Raw genomic sequence first — 22398 nt, 5'->3', positions numbered from 1 at the left:
GTGTTATGCTTGGATAAAAAGAATGGAGACGAGTATGGATAAAATTCGGTGTGATTGGGCTAATGGAAATGAACTGGAGGTGAACTACCACGATGAAGAGTGGGGAACGGCAGAACATGGCGATCAAAAACTATTTGAAATGTTGATTTTAGAAAGTATGCAAGCTGGCTTAAGCTGGTCTACGATCCTTAAAAAGCGAGATACACTGACTAGTGCATATGATCAATTTGATTATGTAAAAATTGCTGCATATACTCAAGAAAAAATCGATTCTTTACTAGAAGATCCAGGAATTATTCGGAATAAACTAAAAATCAATGCAACGATTAATAATGCAAAAGTATTTATGCAGATCCAAGAGGAATACGGAAGTTTTGATCAATTTATTTGGGCTTACGTAGAGAACGAACCTATTATAAATCGTTGGAAAGAGATCAAACAGGTTCCTGCGTCAACAGAACTCTCTGATATAATTAGCAAAGACTTAAAGAAAAAAGGGTTCAAATTTTTAGGAACGACAACTGTCTATGCTTTTATGCAAGCTACTGGTATGGTAGATGATCATGTTCAGCATTGTTTTAAGTGCAAAAAGTAACATACAGCACATTGTTTAGGTCCCGAGAGAATTACCGATCTCAGGACCTGAACACTTAATTAGAAGAAATGTGTAGGATTTCATAAAGGGCAGCACTGGTTTTGTCAGGTTTCTCAGCATAAAACCCAAAAATCGCTGCTTGCCATTTATCTGGATTATAGACAATGAGATTTCCCAAGCTATTTTTAGGTAACTTGTCTTTGAGCTTTAACAACTTGTCTGGCAGCTTTTCCAAAGAAAGTTGTTCGTCAATTGTCACGGTTTGTTCCAATAAATAAGTAGAATCAGTAAAATTAGTTGCTAGATCTACAGTTAAAGGAACACCGATTTGACAATTTTGCCAACCAAAGTCGCGGATGATAGCATCGTAAAAACCGCCAAAAATAAATTGATTCATTCCTTCAGAGTCGTTCCATACATATAAAGGGGCATATGAATTGGAAACTGCACCGGCTGCTTTTTCTGAAATAAGATACGCTTTAAATAGTTGACCCTTAAAGCCATCTGTTTTTGAACCATTCTCTTCAACACGTTGTCGAATCAGTGATATGTCGTAATCATTCGGTAAAATTATTTTGTATTGCATAGCATTCATTCAAATCAGCTCCTATTCTTGATAAATCCAGTATATTCTTTTGAAAAAGTATTGCATAATACGAAAAAATGATATATGTTATCAGTAATTGTGATAGCAAGAAATGGGTGGTAAGATGGAATTGAATGATTTAGCAATCTTTCAATGTGTAGCTGCTGCAGGTTCAATGTCGGAAGCTGCCAGAATCATGGGATACGCTCAGTCCAATGTGACTGAACGAATCAAACTGCTGGAACAAGAATTGACCGTTAAGCTCTTTGAGCGCACGAATCGAGGCGTTATACTACTTCCAGAAGGGGAAAAATTAGTAGAGTATGCAACGGTCATTTTGAATCAGATTGACGAAATCGAAAAGCACTACAAAAAAGTACCGATAAAAATTGGCTGTACCCAAACGATCGCTTCTAATTATTTTGATTTAGCGGCGGCCATTGATCATCAGCCGACAATCGAGCTATTTATTGATACAACAGTCTGTTTAGAGACGATGTATAGAAAAAAAGTGCTGGATGTATTGGTTACCAACAAAACGACGACTCTTACCAACACGATTTTATTCACTGAAACGGTTGGCTGGCTATCTGCCTCAGGTGTCCAAGATGTATACCTGATTAGCCGAGATAAGGAATGTCCATATAGAAAGATGATGCTGTCTTTAATCAATCCGCTGACATGTAAAATTGTCGAAGTCGACACTATTTACTTGATGATCGACCTAATAAAAAAAGGAGCTGGCCGGTCGCTTTTACCTGAACGATTTGTTCAGGAGAAACAGAATCAGTCGTTGCTTTTCAATAAAATAGAACAACAAGTTCCTATATATATCGCTGGAAATGAAATAAACAGACGTTATGTTCGTTCATTTTTAGAGCAAAGCAGCGGCTTGATATAGGGAGGATTTGATTTGTTATGAGTGATATTTACAAGGATATCAATTCAAACTACGAGCGATTATCAGAAGCCGAACGGGAAGTCGTTGAGTTTATTTTAAAAGTTAAAGATATTGAGAGTTTAAAATTAAAAGATATTAAAGATGTTCTATATGTGTCAAATGCGACAGTCATCAGAGCGTGTAAAAAGTTGAATTACGCCACCTTTAGTGAAATGAAAGAAGCGTTTATTCAGGCAAGAGATTCAAAGCAAAACAACTGTTCAGCAGAATCAGAATTTGTGCGTGTTTTAGAGGGGATAAAAAAAGATACGATAACAACTCTAGAATTAGCTGATGAAAAAAATATCGATCAAATCTGTAATTGCCTAATCAAGGCAAGAAGAATTTTTTGTGTTGGAATGGGGTCCAGTTTTCAAGCAGCATCTGAGTTTAACCACAAACTAACGTTGCTTGATCTTTGGGGGAATGTTTATTCAGATAAAACTTCGATTGAATATATTCCTCAAATCAGTAAAGAGCAAGATGTGATCGTTGTTTTTTCTTCAAGTGGTCAAGTAGATGAAATCAATGAGACTATTATCAAAGCAAAAAGCAATGGCACCCAAATCATTGCGCTTACCAGCATGTCTGCAAATAAACTAAAATCGATCAGTACATATTCTCTACTGACTGGTAGTTCCAGTAGTCAGAAAAAAACTCGTTCTGGATTGATGCTGCATATAATGAGTACTCTTGTTTATGAAAAAATCTTAACCAAAGTATCTAGCTTTTAACGCATATTAAGGAGTAACACCAAATAAAAGAAGAGCCTGCAATATAACTTTTTGAGTTATGTTGCAGGCTCTTCTTTTCTACATCTGTTTCGTTTAGGCTCGACAAAACTTAATTTTTATCAAAATGATCTTCATAAACCAACATCAGCTTATCAAAACTTTTGGCATCGGGGATCAGTGGAATCACAACAATCGGTATATTATTGATATAGATTTCAGGAATATTGGTAATGATGCAATCATATTCAGCAGCAGCTTTTTCTAATTCCTCTAAAGAGGTCACATGCAAAGGTGTACAAGAAAAACGTCCTCGTAGGTAATAATTAATTCGCTCAGAAAGCATGTTCATATAATCTAAACCAGAATTAAATAGAAGACAGGCGTTCAGCGTTGGTGTTGAGTATTCTAAACGATCCAACAAGTTTGGCCAATTTGTAAACAGAATTGAAATAGATTCATAGACCATATATTCTTTATAAGGACTGGAATAAAAAATCGCTTGTAAAGAGTGGAGCAATTCCATCGGGAAATGTCCATATAAGTTTTTTATACTTGAAAGAAATTCCTTGTTTTTGTTGTGCAAAATGTAGGTTCTTCCATGGATCTGACATTCTAAATTATAAAGACGTATAAAGATAGTATCAAAATTAGCACATTTAGAGCCCATTCTTTTTTCAATCTCCAATAGAAGAGCCTCAATTTTTTTGTATTTCAAGTAGGCATTACGATCCGTTTTTATCAGTTCACGTACTGCATCAAGAGAAGGCATGTATTGGTCACTAAAAAATAAATAGTAGAAGGCGTTTAAGTTCACTTGGTTTAAGGGTAAATGGAATTGGCTATAAAACTCATCGCATGCATAGGCATCACTAAGGATAGTGAATTCATTTTCTGGAATATCATGCAGATGGTTTTCGCTATTATGCTTTAAAAGATTGATTACAGTATAGGTATAAAAGCGCAAGCGATTCAATAAAGAAAAATCTAAATTATACGACGATTTATCAGGAATTGCCTGATTAATGATCTGAAGACCGACTTGATCTAAAATAACCAGTTGTGGCGGTGTTAAAAGACTTTCGGCTACGCCGTATTTTTCATAAAAATAGTGCTGCATAAAATTACAAATACTATGTGGATCGCCAACCAGCTGCATTTTTTTTAAGTTGATTGTAAAACCTTCTATCTGAAGGAGCTGGTTGACACGAAGAACGATTCGCTTGATTGTAGAGACACTGGTATATAGATTGTCTGCTAGATCAATGATTGTAGAGAAATTATGTAAGAAAATTTTTTCGATAAGCTGAAATTCCACACTATTTTTAATGAACTTCTGATAAATACTTGTTTTACAAAAATCAAAATTTGCAGCAAGACGGATCCCGTATTTTTTAGAAGACTCGATCGTAGTAGGTGCGAGTAATACTTCTAATTCGATAATATCTGATTTTAATGTTTTGACAGGTACGCTTAAGATTTCTGATGCTGCTGAAAAAGTGACCCATTCATTATCAGCTAACAGTTCCATTAGCTCTAATTGGCGTTTGGATCGTGAGGAGAGGATTTCTTTCATGCTATCAACACTTTCTTTATTTATGTTATTTTTTTATATTTATTCATATTATAATGAAAAGAATTTCAAGACGTTTCTATTTTAACTTGAAACAGGCTGGTTTGTCTAGATGACCTTAGATGATAATAGATGTTTTTTTAAAATAAGTTAAATTGTATAGGTCAAAATTTTCTTTTTAATAGAAAAATATGACCTTTTAAGGCAGGTTATTTTGATAACATTTGTAATATTTATCTAAAATTGTTTAAAAATTAATATTATTTTCATGTGAAAATCAAATTCGATCAAGTATTGCTATTTTTTGATCATAAATGACCCTTTTTTTTCTTACATAACGTTTAAACTAATGTTAAGCCAGTTGAAGGCAAAACGATAGACGGAGGAAAGTTATGAAGAAAAAATTACTAGGGTTAGTATTAATGTCAACAATTATTTTAGGTGGGGCAGGTCTGTTGAATGCTGATGTTGCAAATGCTCACGGATATGTAGAAAAACCAGCAGCTCGTGGATACCAAGGTTCATTAGATAAAAATACTTTAGGCTGGTCAGCAGCTATGGAGAAATACGGAATGGTTATTACAAATCCGCAGTCTCTAGAATTTGATAAAGGGTTCCCGCAAGCAGGACCAGCAGATGGCCGTATTGCATCAGCAGATGGTGGTAAAGGTCAAATCACTGACTCTGTAATGGATAGCACAGGGGCAAACCGTTGGACGAAACAAGATATCAATACTGGCGTGAATACATTTACATGGCATTATACAGCGCCTCATAGTACGACTAAATGGCACTACTATATGACAAAAGTTGGTTGGAATCCAGATAAACCATTATCGAGAGCTGATTTTGATTTTCTTGGTGAAGTGAAACATGATGGTTCACCGGCTTCAAATAATAAATCACATCAAATTACAGTTCCGGAAAACCGTTCTGGTTACCACGTGATTTTAGCTGTTTGGGATGTTGCAGATACAACAAATGCCTTTTATAATGTGATCGATGTCAATGTAAAGGGTGGCGGAGAAATCACTCCTCCAGTTGAGGAAGCACCAGCTAAACCAACAAATGTAAAAGCAACAGATATCACAACTTCTTCACTTAAATTAACATGGGGTACAGTTTCAAATGCCAAAGAATACAATGTATATCGCGATGGCAAAAAAGTTGCAACCGTTGGAGGGACTCAATTCAACGATGCTAATTTAACTGAAAACACAACGTATTCTTATCAAGTAGAAGCAGTTGGAACAAACGGTAAAGTCTCTGAAAAGAGCGCAGCAGCAAAAGCAACAACACAATCATCCGCTGTAGAAGATAATCAAAAACCAACAGCACCAACAAACGTTCACTCAATGGGAACAACTGAAAACACAGTAGATTTAATGTGGACAAAATCAACTCACTTCTTAGGTGTTAAAAACTATGAAGTATACCGTGATGGTAAAAAAGTTGCGACAACTGAAAAGACAAGCTTCAAAGATACAGGCTTAAAAGCTGATACAACATACAACTATACAGTAAAAGCAATCAGCGTTGGCGGAAACGTTTCAGAAACGAGTGCGGTATTTACTGTGAAGACCAAAGAAGCGCCAAGTGGTCAATCAACATGGGAAGCGGACAAGATTTATAACTATGGTGATAAAGTAATCTTCAACGATTTAGAGTATGAAGCAAGATGGTGGACAAGGGGTGAACGTCCAGATCAATCAGACGTTTGGAAACTTCTTTCAAATAAAGCAGTCAACTGGGAAACAAGCAAAGCGTATAGCGGCGGCGATACAGTAATTTTCCAAGGAGAAACATACAAAGCAAAATGGTGGACACAAGGAAACGAGCCGACAACTTCAAACGTTTGGGAATTGATTTAATCTATTTTAAACTTCCTAAATGACATAGTAAGGAATACAGAGTACCAACGACATAGAACAAAAAAGAAGCACTGGATCTGATGTTATGCATCTTCTCCGGTGCTTCTTTTTATAGATTTTGAATATGTGTATGTTTAAATGCATCTGAATATTTAAGTCCATATCCCATTGTTCGATCCATAAAAATATGTGCGAACCAAGTGATAGAAATGGCTAATAAAAGAGCCGTGTGGGTAAAGAGATACATAAAACTAAGTAAGACTGGGAAAACTAGATTATGACCTAAATTATAAATTTTAGCACCAACAGCTGGATTTTTTAAGTAGCCTACCATAGTAACATCTGGTAATAGAAGAAAAAGAAAGAAGTAAAGAATTGAAAAACCAAAATGGATATACAGTGCTAGTGCTAAAATAAAGAGAGCCCCATTTTCTAGTTGTAAAATTATTTTATTTGTCATAATGAGAGCTCCTTTATTCCATGGTTAGATAGTTGATCGATCAAAGCGAATAACTCCGCTTGATTTTCTACGTAGTTATTATCTTGGATCGTAGCTTTTAGTTTTAATAATAACTTGTAAGACACTTCGTAAAAAGAGATCTTTTGTTTGATATAGTTGATTTTATCTGTTAAAAAGTGAGTAGACTCATCGTTGCATTGAGTAGAAATCGGCTGCCTTTTTAACTCTAACAAGTAGTTGATTTCTTTTATGGAAAAATTCAGCTCTTTTAACGCTAAGATAATTTTTAAATCTTGTTGGTCAGTTTCCGTAAATTCACGATACCCATTTGTTTGTCGCTTGGGTTGTAGCAAACCGGAGCGCTCATAAAAGCGGATCGCATCAGTTGATAGATTAAATTGTTGGGCAAATGCAGTTATTTTCATTGTTCTTTCCTCCTGTATCGTTAGTGTAACATTGGATATAGCTCCAAGGTCAAGAAGGAAGTTGAAGGTTGAGGCATGAACAAAATGAAAAAAGTGATTTAAAACCGTTCTCGAGGATAGAAAATGATTTGAATAATACTTGACTTTCAAGCGCGGTATAAGCTTTATACTATAAAAAAGGTGGTGAACAAATGCGATACAAAATCAATGAGTTTTTCAAAATGACCGCTATTCCTAAGTCCACACTGCGTTATTATGATCGAGAAAGATTGTTGATTCCGTCATTAAGAGATCAAGAGAACGGTTATCATTACTATGATGAAACAGATTTTAAACGAGCAAACCAGCTGACGTTATTAAGAAATAGCGACTTTTCGATCTCAGAAATCAAAGAAGTCTTGTATGGGCTTGAAGAAGAAGCGGATTTAGCCTATTATTTAATTGAAAAAAAGGCATTTATTTTAGAAGAAATTCATGAAAAAGAGCGATTGATGAAAAAAATCGATCAAATGATTACACTAAGTGAAACAGGTACTTGTGAACAAGAGTACGTCGTTAAAACACGAACCAAACCAAGGCAACGTGTGATCACTAGGACTTGTACTTGCCCGTTTGATGAAATGGGACCGGAAGTGAATTGCTTATATGAAGCAGCCAAAGGAGCTGTTAGCGGTGAGTTGTTTACTTGTCAACAAGAATTATTGAATGAAAAGATACAGTATGAAATTGGCATTCCCGTTAGTCGCATGATTGAAAGTAAAGAGGTTAAAAATGAAATTTCCCTTGAAATGACGGGGATTCAAACACTTCATTATGGTTATTACCAGGAGATTGTAAAGGCGTATAAAGTGTTGATCGATTATGCAGAACAGAATCGGCTGCAAACAAATTTTTCGTTTATCAGCACCTTTATTAAGGGAAGTGGCAAGAAGTTCAAAGGGAATCAGGCAAAATATATCACGGAAATCTTTTTACCTATAAACTATTCTGGAGGAAGTAACAATGAAATTTGAGTGGAGAAAGCAAGAGAAAGAACTGTATTTACCTAAAGCAAAACCGACGGAAATCATAGTGCCAGAACAAAAATTTTACACGTTATCTGGAGCAGGCGATCCTAATGGAGAACAGTTTTCGCAAGAAGTCTCGGCCTTGTATGCCATGTCTTACGGTATTAGAATGTTATCGAAAAAAGGTTTGGCTGGTAAAGAACCGTTTGAATATACGGTTTATCCTATGGAAGGGATTTGGACATTATCTGATGAAACAGTAGCGGAGGAGAGAGGCTTCAACAAAACTGATTTAGTCTACAAGATCATGATTCGGCAACCAGACTTTGTAACCGAAGCACTAGCGTTAGCCAATTTAGAAGAAGTGTCTAAAAAGAAACCGAACCCAAATAATCAAAACATAACATTTGAACGGATCGAAGATGGTAAATCTCTTCAAATGCTGCATCTAGGTTCATATGATGACGAAGCGAAGACCTTTGAAATAATGGGACAATATTGTGAGGAACATCAGTTGCATAGAACGACATTTGCCCATAGAGAAATCTATCTGTCTGACCCTAGAAAAGTGGTGCCAGAAAAAATGAAGACAGTTTTGCGGTATTTTGTTGAGTAAATGATAAAACGAATGAGCGGTGTCTGGGATATAATTCTGCGAGTTATATCCCAGACACCGCTCATTCGCTTTTTTAGTTAAGTATTTTTTTGTAAACATGGGCTTCATAATCAGAAAGAAGCATTCGTTTTGTTAAGGGCTGCGTTTTAGTTGGTGCTAATACTTCTTCCCAAGTAGAACAATCCAAAGTATCTGGTAATGAAACAGTTGTCTGTTCGCGAGCCAGCTGAACTAAAATGAGCCATTGTTCGGTCTCAGTTGTACGTGTATAACTAAAAACAGTTGGGTGTTCAGGCAATAGTAATTCGAATTTACCGTGAATGAGCGCGGTGGTTTCTTTTCTTAAACGAATCAGCTCTTGATAATGGTGGAAAATACTGCTGCTTTCAAGCTCTTTTTGCGTTGCGTTAATCATACGGTAATTTTCGTTAACTTGCAGCCAAGGAGTGGCGGTTGAAAAGCCGCCATGTATCGTATCCTCCCATTGAAATGGCGTGCGGCTATGATCTCTAGACCAATTCACTGCAATCGCCAAAGCGTCCTCGCTTTTAGTCCCTTGAGCCAATAATGTTTGATAAAAATGAATCGTATCTGCTCCATCGATTTCCTCGATCGAAGTGAAGGGATAATTTGTCATACCCAATTCCTGGCCTTGATAGATGAACGGTGTTCCTTTTAACAAAAGTAAAACCGTAGCCAGCGCTTTAGCGGCCTCAGGAGAATCATCACCGTAAACTGAGACACTGCGAGGTGTATCATGATTTTCCAAGTATAGAGCATTCCAACCATGATCAGCAAGACTTGTTTGCCATTGGTTTAGGGAATTTTTAAAATGTGAAATAGACCCTTTTTGATACCCGGGTTCGCCAATTCGCTCGCAGTGTTCCAATTCAAAAATCATGTTGAAATACCCGTTATCACCCGTCCAGTCAGCCGCCTCATGGTGAGGCACTCCGCTTGCTTCCCCGACCGTCATAACCTTGTATTCATCGAAAATCGCTTTTAATTCCTGTAAATAAACTTCAATGCCCGAGACATTCATAAATGGTGCCCATTGATTATCTGTAATGTTAAAATCCCAAGGTTCTTTTTGGATATGGCTGATCGCATCAATACGAAAACCGTCAATGCCAAGATCAAGCCACCAGCGAATCATCTGATAAATATCGTGGCGAACTTTTGGATTTGTCCAATTTAGATCGGGTTGTTCTTTAGCGAAAACGTGAAAATACGATTGTTTCGTTGTTTCATCGTATGTCCAGGTGGAGCCGCCAAAAAAGGATTGCCAATTATTGGGTGGGCAGTCCTTGGCAGCATCTGTCCAGTGGTAATAATCCCGATAAGAGTTATCTAGTGATTTCTTTGACTCTAAAAACCAAGGATGCTGATCACTCGTATGGTTGACCACCAAATCCATGATGATCTTTAAATCCAAACGGTGAGCTTCCTTCAGTAATGCTTGAAAGTCCTCCATTGTACCGAAATCTTCGTGGATTGCTTGGTAATCAGAAATATCATAGCCGTTATCAATATTTGGTGAAGCGTAAATCGGGTTGATCCAAATGAAATCAATACCCAACTCTTTTAAATAGGAAAGCTTTTCTCGAATCCCGTTAAGATCGCCGATCCCATCGTGATTGCTGTCTTTAAAACTACGTGGATAAATTTGATAGCCAACGGCATTTTTCCACCAACTGTTTTTTTCTACTATACTGATTTGTTTTGTTTGAGTAGCTGAATTAGGCATGCTTTTTTCCTCCGAGTTCGACCACAAAGGCTTCATAAGGTGCCAAAGTTCTGTCTAAAAGGTTGCGGTACTCTTTTTCAGTATTGGCAATAATTGTTTTTTCGACTGGTTTATCTAGTGAAAATACTTGTTCTTGGTCTGAAAAATTACAAACAATCAGCCAACTGTTTCCTTGGTAGTGACGATAGTAAGCAAAAATATCAGTTGCGGTATCTTCTAGTAATTCAAAGCTGCCCCAAACGATCAGTGGATGCGTTTTACGTAATTCAATCAGTTTTTGATAGGTATAAAAGATCGACTCTTTATCAGCTAAAGCTTGTTCAACGTTGATTTCATGATAGTTTTGGTTAACATCGATCCAAGGTGTACCTGTTGTGAAGCCGGCGTTTACTGTATCGTTCCATTGCATAGGGGTGCGAGCGTTATCTCGTCCTTTGGCGTTGATCGATGCCAAAATTGCTTCTTCTGGATAGCCTTTTTCGATTCGATCCGCATACATATTTTTACTCTCGATATCTTCCACTTCTGCAATATCGTGAATGATGCGGTTGGTCATCCCGATTTCTTCGCCTTGATAAATATAAGGAGTTCCTTTTAACATGTGCAATAAAATCGCCAACATTTTAGCGCTTTGGACACGATACGTGCTGTCATTGCCCCATCTTGATACGATGCGAGGTAGGTCGTGATTATTCCAGAATAAAGAATTCCAGCCCTGATCCCCAAGTTCTGTTTGCCATTTGGAGAAAACTTTCTTTAGCTCGGCAATTTGTAATGGACGTAGATCCCATTTGCTTTTGCCAGGTTCTTCATCTAATCCGACATGCTCAAACTGGAAGACCATTGAAAGTTCATTTCGTTTGGGATCCGAATATAATTTAGCAATTTCAGGTGTTGCGCCCCATGTTTCACCAACGTTTAATAAGTCTTTGTCGCCGAATGTTTTGGTATTCATTTCGTGTAAATAGTCATGTAGTTTTGGACCATTACCGGTGATTTTTTCATCAGGTATCTTGCCAACAAGATCAATCACATCCATCCGGAAGCCGCCGATTCCTTTGTCGATCCAAAAGTTCATCATATCGTAGATCGCTGTGCGTACATCAGGGTTTTCCCAATTCAAATCTGGTTGCTTTTGGCTAAATAAATGCAGATAATATTCACTACTGGACTCGTCTAACTGCCAAGCAGAACCTAAAAATGTTGACTCTAAGTCATTAGGCGCATTTCCGTCATGCCCCTCTCGCCAAACATAGAAATCACGGTAGGGGTTTTCTTTTGATGTACGCGATTCGATAAACCAAGGATGTTCATCACTAGTATGGTTGACTACGAGATCCATAATGATCTTGATGTCTCTTTGCTGAGCTGCTTGGATCAAGTGATCCATGTCAGCCATTGTGCCGAATTCGGTCATGATTTGTTCGTAATCACTAATATCATAGCCGTTATCATCGTTTGGTGAACGGTAAACAGGGCTCAGCCAGATGGCGCTGATTCCTAGTTTTTTCAAATAGTCCAACCGTTGGATGATACCAGCTAAATCACCGATCCCATCACCGTTACTATCTTGAAAACTTCGTGGATAAACTTGATAAACGACGGCTTCCTGCCACCAATGAGTGCTTGTTCCCTGATGTGTCATTTTGTTCAGTCCTTTCTATGTTGTCTAGTGATACGGCAAAGCCGTATGGTGCAAGTTCAATAATATTTTTATCTAATGAGTGCATTTGTGTTGAAAATAGAATATGTTCCTTTTCCAAGTAAATAGGCGCCTGTCCTGTATTGAAAATGCCATGAAGCATTTTTCCTTCATATTCGTAAGCGAAATCAATAAGCCCAGTTTTTTCATTGGTTTCTAGCCAACGTAACTTCCCTTCGGATAAAATCGGTTGATGTGCTTTTCTAAAGGCGATCAAAGCTTTAACGAATTCATACATCTCTAAATCTTGTTGTTTATCTTCCCAAACCATGCATTTACGACAATCAGGATCGCCTGCCCCGTCCATAGCATATTCATCACCGTAATAAAGACAAGGAACGCCCTTTTGTAGGTAGGTGAATGCCAGAACTTGTTTCATTAGCTCCTTGTTATTCTGAGCGATTGTCAACAAACGTGGTGTATCGTGGGAATCCAACACATTGAACATAATTTGGTTGGTTTGTTCACGATAAAGCATCAGTTGATGGTTTAATTCAGATACCATTTTACTTAAAGGGATGGTTTGGTAGACAAAATAAGAAAGAATAGCATCTGTAAAGGCGTAGTTCATAACAGCGTGAAATTCATCCCCCTGAAGCCAAGCTTGGGAAGAATGCCAAATTTCCCCTAAAATATAAATATCTGGTTTGGCTTCTGTACAGACATCATGAAACTTACGCCAAAAGCGATGATCTACTTCGTTAGCGACATCTAGGCGCCATGCATCGATATCGAACTCTGTGATCCAGTAACGAGCAATGTCTAATAGATACGCTTGCACTTCTTTATTTGCTGTATTTAATTTCGGCATATGTGGAGTGAAGGCGAAAGTATCGTACGAAATATCATCGGAAAATTCAAAATTAGCGGTTGGTGTGTAAGTAACTGGGAATTGATGGATATGGAACCAGTTAGCATAAGCTGAATTTTCACCATGTTTGATGACGTCTTGCCATTGAGGTGAAAAATCCCCCATGTGATTGAAAACAGCATCTAGCATCACGCGAATTCCACGTTTGTGACACTCTGCAACGACTTTTTTAAATAGTTCCTTATCTCCGAAAGCTGAATCGATCTCAAAATAATCGATTGTATCATACTTATGATTGCTAGCGGCTTGGAAAATCGGACAAAAATAGATACCGTTGATGCCAAGGTCTGTCAAGTGTTCCAGATGGTCTAGGACACCTTGCAAATCACCACCGAAAAAGTCTTCACGTCCAGGATGTTCTTTGCTGCCCCAAGCGAGTGTACCTGCTGGATCATTAGTCGGATCCCCATTGGCAAATCGTTCAGGGAAAATTTGATACCAAATGGTTTCCTTTACCCACTGTGGTGCTTTAAAGCGGTCAGCTTCGTGGAAGTAAGGGAGTTTGAAATAGTTATTGGCTGCTTTTAAGGTTATTTCTTGATAAGGAAAGAAGCCATGATCACCATAAAATAGGATCGTTCCATCCATACCTTCGATCTTAAAAGCGTAACTTAGACGTCGGAATGGTGCGGATGTCTCGACTGTCCAATAATCATGGGTAGTAGTTGATAAGTATTTTTCCATTGGTATCGTTACATTAAACCATTCATTATGTTCGAGTTGATACGGATCACCATTCAATAGTTCAACATTTTTGATATCACCTCTGCCAGTTCGTAAGCGGATATGCATTTTGTCGGATGTATATAAATAAGCAAATTCGCTTTCTGGCTGGTGATGGATCGCTGCAGTATTCATCTAATTTGTCCCCCCTATAATCGACTTAGTATTTTTTCTAGTCAGACGTTTCTAAAAACCACCCATATTATGCCACATAAGAAAAACGTTTTCAATGTATTTTTCGCAATCGATTGCATTTTGTTTTAGTCGACCCATTATTTACTAGGAAAATAGCGAGAATTGCTAGTTAAAGAACTTTTTTTACATTTAAACATTATCGTTGTTGTTTAATTACTGTTTGTCTATTTAAGGGAAGGGGAGTTATTTAACTAATTTATTAGGGAATGAAAATTATTTTTTTGCTTTTTTTAGTTTTTTCTTGACATTTTACGCAAACGATTGCACAATGTATGAGAATAGATCATTAAAAAATTCCTGGGAGGAACAAAAGATGAAAAGAAATATGAAAAAGCTTTTGACATTAGGAGTAACAATGACGGCAGCAGGATTTGCTTTAGCAGCGTGTGGCGGAGGCTCGACAGATAAAAAAGCTTCTGACGGAAATGAAAACGCTTCTATAAAACTGTGGGTAGATGTAGCGTTTGTTGATACGTATAAACCATTAGTAGAACAATTTGAAAAAGAGCATAAAGATTGGAAAGTGACGATCAAGCCGAGTGAATCTGCCTCAGCGCAAGAAAACTTGAAAAAAGATCCTAGTGCTGCAGCGGATGTTTTTATGATGCCTCATGATCAATTAGGACAAATGGTCGATGCTGGAATTATTTATGCAAATACAAAATATGAAGATAGCGTGAAAGAAAATAGTACTGAAAGTGCAGTCGCAGCAGCGACTTATGATGGGAAGTTATACGGTTATCCTTATGGTGTGGAATCACAAATTTTATACTATAACAAAGGAAAATTAGCGGAAGATGATGTGAAAAGTTGGGAAACATTAACATCAAAAGGCAAATTAGGTGCGAACTTTGGTGAAGCTGGCGCCAACTATATTTTCACTCCGTTATTTATGTCAAACGGGGATGAGTTATATGGTAAAGATGGCGAAGATATCAACGGCACGAACTTCAACAACGATCAAGGTGTACAAGTCTTAAAATGGATTCGCTCACAAAAAGACAATTCTGGTGTGGTGCAATCAAATGCTGACGCGCTTTCTAACTTAGGAAATGGTAAAATCGATGCTTATTTATCTGGTCCGTGGTCTAAATTGGATGTAGAAAAAGCTTTGGGTGATAACTTTGCAGTTGCGCCTTATCCAACGGTTGATTTAGGTAATGGTGCAGTACAGCAAAAAGCCTTTTTAGGAGTTAAATTATTTGGCGTCAACGCTTCAACGAAAAGTCCTGTAGCTGCAATGGCCTTAGCTGATTTCTTAACGAATAAAGAAAATCAATTAACCGTTTTTGAAAAAAATGGTACAGTGCCAGCCAATAAAGAGGCGCAAACAGATGGTAAAGTGACCTCTGATAAAGTAGCTGAAGCTGTAATGACGATGAGTGATGCAGACCATTCAGTAGTAATGCCGAAACTTCCAGCAATGGTTACCTTCTGGGGACCTGTGGAAGCAGTGATCAATGATACGTATAACGGCAAAATTGCGGAAGATCAATACTTGCCAAAATTAGATAAATTAGTGAAAGATACCAGTAAATCAGATAAATAAACGTTAGAAATTATAGTGGAAATAGCGGCTGAGTAGAATAGAACAAAATTAAAGGTCAGTTTTATTTTCCTCGCTAAATCTGAATAAACGGCGAGAAAAAAGCAGCTCCTTCGGAAATAAGCTGAAATTCACCAAAATTTGAAAGAGCGATTTTCGTGAATTTCCTCTTATTTCTCGGAGTTAAACGCTTTGGTCTCAGCCTCTTGATTTCAAAGAAGAACAGGAAGTGAAATGCTATGAAACTAAAGTCAAAGTCGGAAGGTCAGCTCACGTTTAGAGAGTTGTTTAAAAAAGGCGATACACCGATCAAGCTTTCGTATATTTTTATGGGAACAGCCAATATTTTGAATGGACAAATCATCAAAGGGTTGGCATTTTTAGCACTGCAAATCGGGTTTGTGGCGTGGCTCGTCGTGAATGGCTTTCATGCATTGTCAATGCTGCAATCATTGGGAACCAAAGCGCAAGGTTGGGTCATGGATGAGTCGTTAGGGATCGAGGTACAACAGCCGGGAGACAATTCGATGTTGCTGTTATTATTTGGGATCGCTGCAATTATTTTGATTTTACTCTTTATTTTTCTTTACATCGTCAATCTGAGAAGTGCCCGTAAAATTTTTACCTTGAAGCAAGCGGGGCAAGCTTTGCCGACGCTGAAGGAAGATCTAAATAGTTTGTTGAATGAAAAATTCTATATTACGTTGATGAGCATTCCGTTGCTAGGGGTATTAGCCTTTACGATCTTGCCACTGTTGTATATGATTTCGATTGCGTTTACGAGTTATGATCATAATCATTTGCCGCCTAAAAATTTATTTCATTGGGTCGGTTTTGCTAATTTCAGCAATGTGATTACAGGAGATATTGCGGGGACCTTTTTCCCGGTGCTTACTTGGACATTGGTTTGGGCCGTTTTAGCAACGGCAACCACTTTTTTCTTCGGTATTCTGTTGGCGTTATTGATTAATGCTAAAGGGGTCAAGGGAAAAAAAGTCTGGAGGACGATTTTTGTGATCACGATGGCGGTACCGCAATTTGTCAGCTTATTGTTGATGGCAAACTTATTCAATGGTTCAGGACCAGTGAATGCAATGCTTCAAAATTGGGGCTTGATCGATCAGCCGATTCCGTTTTTGACAGATGCTTTATTAGCCAAAGTTACGGTTATCTTCGTTAATATGTGGGTTGGGATTCCGGTCACGATGTTAGTCGCGACAGGGATCATTACTAATTTGCCGACCGATCAAATCGAAGCAGCCGAAATTGATGGCGCTAATAAGTTTCAAATCTTTAGAAATATCACGTTCCCGCAAATCTTGTTTGTCATGGCACCTAGTTTGATTCAACAGTTTATTGGGAACATCAATAATTTCAATGTGATTTTCTTGTTAACTGGCGGACAACCAGCGAATAGTAATTTTCATTCTGCTGGTGAGACCGATTTGCTAGTAACGTGGTTGTATAAATTAACCGTAACAGCCGCCGATTATAATCTTGCATCGGTAATCGGGATCATTATCTTTGTACTTTCAGCTGTCTTCTCTTTATTTGCTTATACACGAAGCAGTTCATTTAAAACGGAAGGAGCGTAAACAAGCTTATGAAATCGAAAAAAAGAAACCATTTAGTCCTACATTATACATTATTGACGATTTTATCGATTGTCTGGATCTTTCCAATCGTTTGGATTGTTTTGACTAGTTTTAGAAGTGAAGGCGGAGCCTTTGTGACGTATTTTATACCTAAACAGTTTACCTTTGAAAATTATAAAATGTTGCTGACAAGCTCGACTTATCCGTTTGTTCAATGGTTTTTAAACACGTTGTTTGTAGCGATTTGCAGTTGTATTTTATCAACATTGATCACGATTGCCATGGCATATTCTTTAAGCCGTTTAAGGTTTCGGGCGCGTAAACCCTTTTTAAAGCTAGCTTTAGTGTTAAATATGTTTCCTGGATTTATGAGTATGATCGCTGTTTACTATATTTTAAAAGCGATGAATTTAACTGGTAGTTTGTTGGCCTTGATTTTAGTGTATTCCTCTGGTGCGGCTTTAGGCTTTTATATTGCAAAAGGCTTTTTCGATACGATTCCGATGGCATTAGATGAATCAGCTATGATCGATGGTGCAAGCAAGTTTGAGATTTTTACAAAAATCACATTACCATTAAGTAAACCGATCATTGTTTATACAGCATTGATGGCCTTTATGGCGCCATGGATGGATTTCATTTTTGCGAAAATCATTTTAGGCGATAACGTCAATAAATATACAGTTGCGATTGGTTTGTTTACGATGCAAACCAAGGATAAAATCGATCAATACTTTATGGCGTTTACAGCAGGCTGTGTTTTGATCGCAGTGCCGATTACGTTACTGTTTATCTTTATGCAGAAATATTATGTTGAAGGAATTACCAGTGGTTCTGTGAAGGGATAAAAAGGAGAAAAGCATTCCCAGATGGAGATGCTTTTTTTATGTCTGTCTTTGAGTATAAGCAGAAGTTTCACCTTCAATCACATTAGCAATCTCCGCAGCTAATGTTTCTCTTGAAATAGGTTCATATCCATGAACGAGTTTTCTAATTCCAGGTATTGCTTTAAGCAGGTTGATCCCAAAGGCACTAATAACAGAAAAATAACGCTTTTTATCCACAACTAAACTAGGGTAAATAATCACATATTGTAGGCTGCTTGCTTTGATCAGTTGTTCAGCTTGCAGTTTAGCATTCATATAATTTCTTAAAGGGAATGGGGCGCTATTGGCAGATATAAATAGGAAATGTGCTGTCGGATTATGCGTGCTTAAATAATCCAGAATTAGTTGGACCGGCGATAGAATAAAGCGATCATAGGTAATTCCTTTACGAGGATGCTCAAAAAGAATTCCGATAGTGTCGATGACCCAATCAGCTTGTTGGATAGCTTTGTGCCAATTGGTATCGTTTAGGATATCTGAACGAACCCAATGGACTTTTTCAGACCAAGAACTTGATAAATCAGTTGGTTTTCCATGACGTGAAATGCTGGTTAGGTCATGTCCTCTGTTGGTCAGTTCTTCAATCAGTTTTTGCCCAATAAAACCACTTCCACCGAAAATAGTTATATTTATCGTGTTCACCTGCTTTCGCTATGTAATATAGTTAGTTTAGCATTATTTTCCGAAGGATAAAAAGAAACAGTACGCTGAAGCACCTAGCATACTGTTTCTTTTTATTTAATCGATACTGCGACACCGAAATGATCGCTAACAACAGGTGTCTGTTTCCCATCAAAGAGGATCTGATAATCGGTAATCGCTAATTCTGGGGAAGTGAAAATATAGTCTATACGCAATTTCTTCTGATTTGCGCCCCAACCATCAATGGCCTTTTCAACAGTATGTTCACCTAATTTTTCTGCTGCAGCTAAAAAGCTATCTTGCAACTGTAACGGACTGTTTAGTACCAGATCATAACCAGTTTTGGCAAGTGATGGGGGATTGTTAAAGTCTCCCATAAGCAACAACGGTGCCGTGTGATGTTGTAAGGCGTGTTCGGTTTTCTGCCATTCATGTTTAAAACCGCCCGTTTCTAACCACCAAGAATAATGACAACAAACTGCAGTGATTGATTGCTCAGCTAGTTTTGTTTGACCAATCAGGATAACTCTTGTGCGGTAGTCATTTGGATCTGTGGTGTCAGAAACGAGGACTATTTCAGGGATGATTGGCTGCTTTGAAAGTAGTGCGACCCCTTCATGATAAATTGAGTAACCAATGTGATTATAGGCCCAACTCCAGTGGTAGTCGTGTCCTTGTTCCTGTAATCGTTGTACTAATAAATGAGCGAAGTTATCTTCGTGGATCGGCTGTTGCTTTTCAGTTGGATGGAAATTATGGGTTGAAATGGCCGGTAAACTGTCCATGCGTTGGTTGACTTCTTGTAAGGCAATCACCTCATAGTCTGCTTTGATGATTTGATCGGCTAATTGTTGTAATTTTTCTAAGGGCTGTTCTTCTAACCAGCTGTGAGTATTCAACGTTAGTATGTTCATAGTTATTTCCTCCTGTGATTATAAAAACAAGGTCGTGCCTAAGACATAACTCTGCGAGCTATATCCCGCCTGGAATACGGATAAACGGTGGGAGCAGAAGCAATCACTACGCTACGCTTCGATCACATCAAATTCTAAGTGCTAAAGCACTAAGATTTGAAGGCTTCGGAAATAAACCGGAATTCACAAAAATTTGAAAAGCACCAGGTAGGTACCAATCATCATCAGTTCATAAACTCACTGTGATTCTTGGCAATTTTCGTGAATTCTTTCTTATTGCTGTAAAACACAGCGAGGTACGAGCTGATGTTGCACAGTACCTACTTGGTTCTCGGGATTAAACACTTCTGTCCCGACTTCGCCCTATTTAGACTGTTGTTTGTGTTAAATATCTAATCGTCCGATAACAGTTCCAGGATCTTGTTTACCAACTGTATCTAAATGGAAAGCATTGATCTTTTCGCCATTTGTAAAGACTACGATCATCGTTGTTTGTTTACCAGCGGCTTTGATTTTGTCCAAATTAGCAGTGGCAATCATGGTGCCTGCTGTGACCTTTTGACCTTCAGTAACATGGATCGTAAAGGCGGACTCTTTCATTTCGATCGTATCAAGTCCCATATGGATCAAGACTTCAATGCCTTCATCCGTCTGAATCCCTAATGCATGTTTTGATGGGAAGATACTGCTGATCACGCCATCGATTGGTGCGTAAATCGTTGAGTCTTCTGGGATAACGGCGAAACCATCACCCATCATTTTTTGTGAAAAGACAGGATCATCGACTTGATCGATAGCAATCACTTCACCATTTGCGACAGGTAGGATTGTTTTGGTGATGCCGAGATAATCAGTTGTACTTGTTGGTGTATTCGTTGTTTCTGTTTGTTGCGGTACAGGTATTTCGACGCCAGAATCTAGTAAGTCTTGAATATCTGATTTTAACACGTCGGCTTTCGGTCCGTAAACTGCTTGAACGCCATTATCTTTTACGATCAGCCCCATAGCGCCTGCTTTTTTCCAAGCTTCTTCCGCTCCAACTTTATTTTTATCTGTAACACTGACGCGTAAACGGGTCATACAAGCATCAACGTCTACGATATTTTCTTTTCCGCCTAATAGATGAACGATATCGATGATTTGAGGATCGAGTCCACTAATGCTTTGAGTATTACTTGTTTCGGAAGTTGTTTGGGTTTCGTTATTATCATAGTTACCGTTGCGGCCTGGTGTCGCAAAGTTGAATTTTTTGATCATGAAATTAGCAATAAAATAAGTTAGGACGCCAAATACAATCGTGCAAAGTACGAAATTTAACAAATCCCCGCCTAATCCGGCTTTGATTGCAAGCGGTGTTCGAGTCAATAATTCGATATTTCCAAAAGAGTGAACCCGCAGTGCAACGATATCTGCCATAGCGAACGCAGCTCCTTGAATAATGGCGTAAACAACATATAAAGGAACCGCCGCAAACATAAACATGAATTCTAAAGGTTCAGTAACACCTGTTAAAAATACAGCCAGCGCCGCTGAAAGATACATTGATTTATAGCTGGCACGTTTATCTACATCAACATTTCGGTACATTGCCAGAGTCATACCCATCAAAATACCAGAAGCGCCGATCATTTGGCCTACTTTGAAGCGAGCAGGTGTCCAGTTGGCTAAAACAAAATTATATTGCGATGTGTCGCCAGCGCCTTTTAGATTGACTAAGTCAGTTGCCCAAGCTAACCATAAAGGATCTTGTCCAAAAACTTGCGTTCCTGCTTGTGCGCCAGATAAAATTTCATAAGTTCCGCCTAGCTGTGTATAGTTGATCGGAATCGTCAACATATGATGTAAACCAAACGGTAATAGCAAACGTTCTAAAGTTCCGTATAAAAATGGTGCTAAAACTGGGGCCGTATCTTGAGACAGAGCGATCCAAAGTCCAAAATTATTGATACCCGCTTGAATATAAGGCCAAATAATGGCTAAAAGGATTGCGACGATTGTTGACCAAAGTATCACGACAAATGGCACAAACCGTTTACCATTGAAAAATGAAAGTGCATCTGGTAATTTACGGTAATTATAATACTTATTAAAGGCCATCGCACCAACGAAACCAGCGATGATTCCAACGAAAACGCCCATATTTAATGCGGGTGCTTCCAAAACACTTGTGAAAAAGCCTTTGACCATAATTTTAGTGCCGAACAATGTGTGGGTAAACGCTTTGTCGTCTGCCAGCATGGCGCTAGTAACGCCAAAAATCGATCCTGTGATGCGATTGATCAAAATAAATGAAAGCCCAGCAGCAAAGGCTCCACCTGCGCGTTCTTTCGCCCAGCTACCGCCAATCGCAAGTGCGAATAAAATGTGTAAATTACCAATGACAGCCCAACCGATATTTTCAATAACACCGCCTGTTGTAGCTAACGCTGCCCAATCTGGATCGATCAACGGAATGGTTTTACCGATGCTGATCATTAATCCTGCGGCTGGCATAACAGCAATTACAACCATCAGTGCTTTACCAAACTTTTGCCAAAATTCAAAACTCAATAACTTTTTCATCTTTTTTCTCTCCTTTGTAATAATTGCGCAATCGTTTTCGTTGATTGTAGTATAAAGCAGATTTTTATTTTTGTAAACCCTTAAGTACGATCACTTTGTTTTCATTATCAATAAAAGGATAGTATCATTAAAGATAAAGAAATTATAATTGTTAAGGTGTAATCCACAAATAAATATTTGACAATGCAATCGGTTGCGTTTATTATGATG

General features: G+C 38.0%; 19 protein-coding genes. 9 read left to right on the top strand and 10 right to left on the bottom strand.

All coding sequences use genetic code 11. The annotated features are described in order from the left end of the window. The first annotated feature begins 34 nt into the window (after nucleotides 1–34). Nucleotides 35–595 (top strand): DNA-3-methyladenine glycosylase I, encoded by a 561-nt coding sequence (locus tag A5819_RS05085; RefSeq protein ID WP_086277348.1) that lies wholly within the window; start codon nucleotides 35–37, stop codon nucleotides 593–595. 55 nt (nucleotides 596–650) lie between these two features. Here the strand turns inward: A5819_RS05085 and A5819_RS05080 are convergent, their stop codons facing one another. Then, nucleotides 651–1190 carry a DUF4865 family protein gene (locus tag A5819_RS05080; protein WP_086277346.1) on the bottom strand — a complete coding sequence of 180 codons (540 nt, stop codon included), beginning with the start codon at nucleotides 1188–1190 and terminating at the stop codon, nucleotides 651–653. 115 nt (nucleotides 1191–1305) lie between these two features. Here A5819_RS05080 and A5819_RS05075 point away from each other — a divergent pair, with 115 nt between their 5' ends. Both A5819_RS05075 and A5819_RS05070 read left to right on the top strand, forming a co-directional pair. Then, nucleotides 1306–2082, top strand: a complete 777-nt coding sequence (locus A5819_RS05075) for a LysR family transcriptional regulator (protein WP_086277344.1) — start codon at nucleotides 1306–1308, stop codon at nucleotides 2080–2082. A 17-nt stretch (nucleotides 2083–2099) separates the two neighbouring features. Then, a complete protein-coding gene (locus tag A5819_RS05070) occupies nucleotides 2100–2855 on the top strand; it encodes a MurR/RpiR family transcriptional regulator (protein WP_086277342.1) in 756 nt (251 codons plus the stop codon). A gap of 109 nt (nucleotides 2856–2964) precedes the next feature. On the opposite strand, the gene A5819_RS05065 is transcribed toward A5819_RS05070, so the two are convergent. Then, complete coding sequence (locus tag A5819_RS05065) at nucleotides 2965–4428, bottom strand: helix-turn-helix domain-containing protein (RefSeq protein WP_086277340.1); 1464 nt, start codon at nucleotides 4426–4428, stop codon at nucleotides 2965–2967. A gap of 389 nt (nucleotides 4429–4817) precedes the next feature. On the opposite strand from A5819_RS05065, the gene A5819_RS05060 reads away from it, so the two are divergent. Beyond that, nucleotides 4818–6296: a lytic polysaccharide monooxygenase gene (locus tag A5819_RS05060; RefSeq protein WP_086277338.1), complete on the top strand. Its 1479-nt coding sequence runs from the start codon at nucleotides 4818–4820 to the stop codon at nucleotides 6294–6296. Between the two features lie 109 nt (nucleotides 6297–6405). Here A5819_RS05060 and A5819_RS05055 read toward each other — a convergent pair whose 3' ends face one another. Together A5819_RS05055 and A5819_RS05050 are read right to left on the bottom strand one after the other, a co-directional pair. Then, nucleotides 6406–6756, bottom strand: a complete 351-nt coding sequence (locus A5819_RS05055; protein WP_086277336.1) for a DUF4260 domain-containing protein — start codon at nucleotides 6754–6756, stop codon at nucleotides 6406–6408. After that, on the bottom strand, nucleotides 6753–7181 hold the full coding sequence (locus tag A5819_RS05050) for a MerR family transcriptional regulator (RefSeq protein WP_086277334.1): 429 nt from the start codon (nucleotides 7179–7181) through the stop codon (nucleotides 6753–6755). Before A5819_RS05050 ends, A5819_RS05055 begins: the two co-directional genes overlap by 4 nt. Before the next feature lie 191 nt (nucleotides 7182–7372). Between A5819_RS05050 and A5819_RS05045 the strand changes: the two genes are divergently transcribed. Together A5819_RS05045 and A5819_RS05040 are read left to right on the top strand one after the other, a co-directional pair. Continuing rightward, entirely contained in the window at nucleotides 7373–8194 is an 822-nt protein-coding gene (locus tag A5819_RS05045; protein ID WP_086277332.1) for a MerR family transcriptional regulator, read from the top strand. Further along, nucleotides 8184–8804, top strand: a complete 621-nt coding sequence (locus tag A5819_RS05040) for a GyrI-like domain-containing protein (protein ID WP_086277330.1) — start codon at nucleotides 8184–8186, stop codon at nucleotides 8802–8804. The genes A5819_RS05045 and A5819_RS05040 overlap by 11 nt, the downstream gene beginning before the upstream one ends. A gap of 73 nt (nucleotides 8805–8877) precedes the next feature. Here the strand turns inward: A5819_RS05040 and A5819_RS05035 are convergent, their stop codons facing one another. Genes A5819_RS05035 through A5819_RS05025 form a run of 3 tightly spaced genes read right to left on the bottom strand, consistent with a single transcriptional unit; the run spans nucleotide 8878 to nucleotide 13982 of the window. Then, nucleotides 8878–10551, bottom strand: coding sequence for an alpha-glucosidase (locus A5819_RS05035; RefSeq protein ID WP_086277327.1), 1674 nt, complete (start codon nucleotides 10549–10551; stop codon nucleotides 8878–8880). After that, entirely contained in the window at nucleotides 10544–12196 is a 1653-nt protein-coding gene (locus A5819_RS05030) for an alpha-glucosidase (RefSeq protein ID WP_086277325.1), read from the bottom strand. Before A5819_RS05030 ends, A5819_RS05035 begins: the two co-directional genes overlap by 8 nt. Next, complete coding sequence (locus A5819_RS05025; protein WP_086277323.1) at nucleotides 12117–13982, bottom strand: glycoside hydrolase family 13 protein; 1866 nt, start codon at nucleotides 13980–13982, stop codon at nucleotides 12117–12119. The genes A5819_RS05030 and A5819_RS05025 overlap by 80 nt, the downstream gene beginning before the upstream one ends. A gap of 373 nt (nucleotides 13983–14355) precedes the next feature. Between A5819_RS05025 and A5819_RS05020 the strand changes: the two genes are divergently transcribed. From A5819_RS05020 to A5819_RS05010, 3 genes are all read left to right on the top strand, one after another. Further along, a complete protein-coding gene (locus tag A5819_RS05020) occupies nucleotides 14356–15591 on the top strand; it encodes an extracellular solute-binding protein (protein ID WP_086277321.1) in 1236 nt (411 codons plus the stop codon). A 236-nt stretch (nucleotides 15592–15827) separates the two neighbouring features. Then, entirely contained in the window at nucleotides 15828–17183 is a 1356-nt protein-coding gene (locus A5819_RS05015; protein ID WP_086277319.1) for a carbohydrate ABC transporter permease, read from the top strand. An 8-nt stretch (nucleotides 17184–17191) separates the two neighbouring features. Then, entirely contained in the window at nucleotides 17192–18031 is an 840-nt protein-coding gene (locus A5819_RS05010; RefSeq protein ID WP_086277318.1) for a sugar ABC transporter permease, read from the top strand. A gap of 36 nt (nucleotides 18032–18067) precedes the next feature. On the opposite strand, the gene A5819_RS05005 is transcribed toward A5819_RS05010, so the two are convergent. The 3 genes from A5819_RS05005 to A5819_RS04995 all read right to left on the bottom strand — a co-directional run bounded on the left by A5819_RS05005 (nucleotide 18068) and on the right by A5819_RS04995 (nucleotide 22188). Next, nucleotides 18068–18703 (bottom strand): NAD(P)-dependent oxidoreductase, encoded by a 636-nt coding sequence (locus A5819_RS05005; RefSeq protein ID WP_086279651.1) that lies wholly within the window; start codon nucleotides 18701–18703, stop codon nucleotides 18068–18070. A gap of 101 nt (nucleotides 18704–18804) precedes the next feature. After that, nucleotides 18805–19626: an endonuclease/exonuclease/phosphatase family protein gene (locus A5819_RS05000; RefSeq protein WP_086277316.1), complete on the bottom strand. Its 822-nt coding sequence runs from the start codon at nucleotides 19624–19626 to the stop codon at nucleotides 18805–18807. 384 nt (nucleotides 19627–20010) lie between these two features. Continuing rightward, a complete protein-coding gene (locus tag A5819_RS04995; protein ID WP_086277314.1) occupies nucleotides 20011–22188 on the bottom strand; it encodes a PTS transporter subunit IIBC in 2178 nt (725 codons plus the stop codon). Between the last annotated feature and the right edge of the window lie 210 nt (nucleotides 22189–22398).

The organism is Enterococcus sp. 7E2_DIV0204, assembly GCF_002140855.1.
GTDB classification, from domain to species: domain Bacteria; phylum Bacillota; class Bacilli; order Lactobacillales; family Enterococcaceae; genus Enterococcus_L; species Enterococcus_L lemimoniae.
Note: the sequence above shows the minus strand (reverse complement) of the source record. Positions and strands in the feature narration are given on the sequence as shown.

What these genes read in the sequence shown, in the direction of transcription:
- A5819_RS05055 (WP_086277336.1), bottom strand. Translation starts at nt 6,756, where the DNA reads ATGACAAATAAAATAATTTTACAACTAGAAAATGGGGCTCTCTTTATT.
- A5819_RS05065 (WP_086277340.1), bottom strand. Translation starts at nt 4,428, where the DNA reads ATGAAAGAAATCCTCTCCTCACGATCCAAACGCCAATTAGAGCTAATG.
- A5819_RS05070 (WP_086277342.1), top strand. Translation starts at nt 2,100, where the DNA reads ATGAGTGATATTTACAAGGATATCAATTCAAACTACGAGCGATTATCA.
- A5819_RS05060 (WP_086277338.1), top strand. Translation starts at nt 4,818, where the DNA reads ATGAAGAAAAAATTACTAGGGTTAGTATTAATGTCAACAATTATTTTA.
- A5819_RS04995 (WP_086277314.1), bottom strand. Translation starts at nt 22,188, where the DNA reads ATGAAAAAGTTATTGAGTTTTGAATTTTGGCAAAAGTTTGGTAAAGCA.
- A5819_RS05025 (WP_086277323.1), bottom strand. Translation starts at nt 13,982, where the DNA reads ATGAATACTGCAGCGATCCATCACCAGCCAGAAAGCGAATTTGCTTAT.
- A5819_RS05085 (WP_086277348.1), top strand. Translation starts at nt 35, where the DNA reads ATGGATAAAATTCGGTGTGATTGGGCTAATGGAAATGAACTGGAGGTG.
- A5819_RS05000 (WP_086277316.1), bottom strand. Translation starts at nt 19,626, where the DNA reads ATGAACATACTAACGTTGAATACTCACAGCTGGTTAGAAGAACAGCCC.
- A5819_RS05015 (WP_086277319.1), top strand. Translation starts at nt 15,828, where the DNA reads ATGAAACTAAAGTCAAAGTCGGAAGGTCAGCTCACGTTTAGAGAGTTG.
- A5819_RS05045 (WP_086277332.1), top strand. Translation starts at nt 7,373, where the DNA reads ATGCGATACAAAATCAATGAGTTTTTCAAAATGACCGCTATTCCTAAG.
- A5819_RS05020 (WP_086277321.1), top strand. Translation starts at nt 14,356, where the DNA reads ATGAAAAGAAATATGAAAAAGCTTTTGACATTAGGAGTAACAATGACG.
- A5819_RS05080 (WP_086277346.1), bottom strand. Translation starts at nt 1,190, where the DNA reads ATGAATGCTATGCAATACAAAATAATTTTACCGAATGATTACGACATA.
- A5819_RS05035 (WP_086277327.1), bottom strand. Translation starts at nt 10,551, where the DNA reads ATGCCTAATTCAGCTACTCAAACAAAACAAATCAGTATAGTAGAAAAA.
- A5819_RS05050 (WP_086277334.1), bottom strand. Translation starts at nt 7,181, where the DNA reads ATGAAAATAACTGCATTTGCCCAACAATTTAATCTATCAACTGATGCG.
- A5819_RS05040 (WP_086277330.1), top strand. Translation starts at nt 8,184, where the DNA reads ATGAAATTTGAGTGGAGAAAGCAAGAGAAAGAACTGTATTTACCTAAA.
- A5819_RS05075 (WP_086277344.1), top strand. Translation starts at nt 1,306, where the DNA reads ATGGAATTGAATGATTTAGCAATCTTTCAATGTGTAGCTGCTGCAGGT.
- A5819_RS05030 (WP_086277325.1), bottom strand. Translation starts at nt 12,196, where the DNA reads ATGACACATCAGGGAACAAGCACTCATTGGTGGCAGGAAGCCGTCGTT.
- A5819_RS05010 (WP_086277318.1), top strand. Translation starts at nt 17,192, where the DNA reads ATGAAATCGAAAAAAAGAAACCATTTAGTCCTACATTATACATTATTG.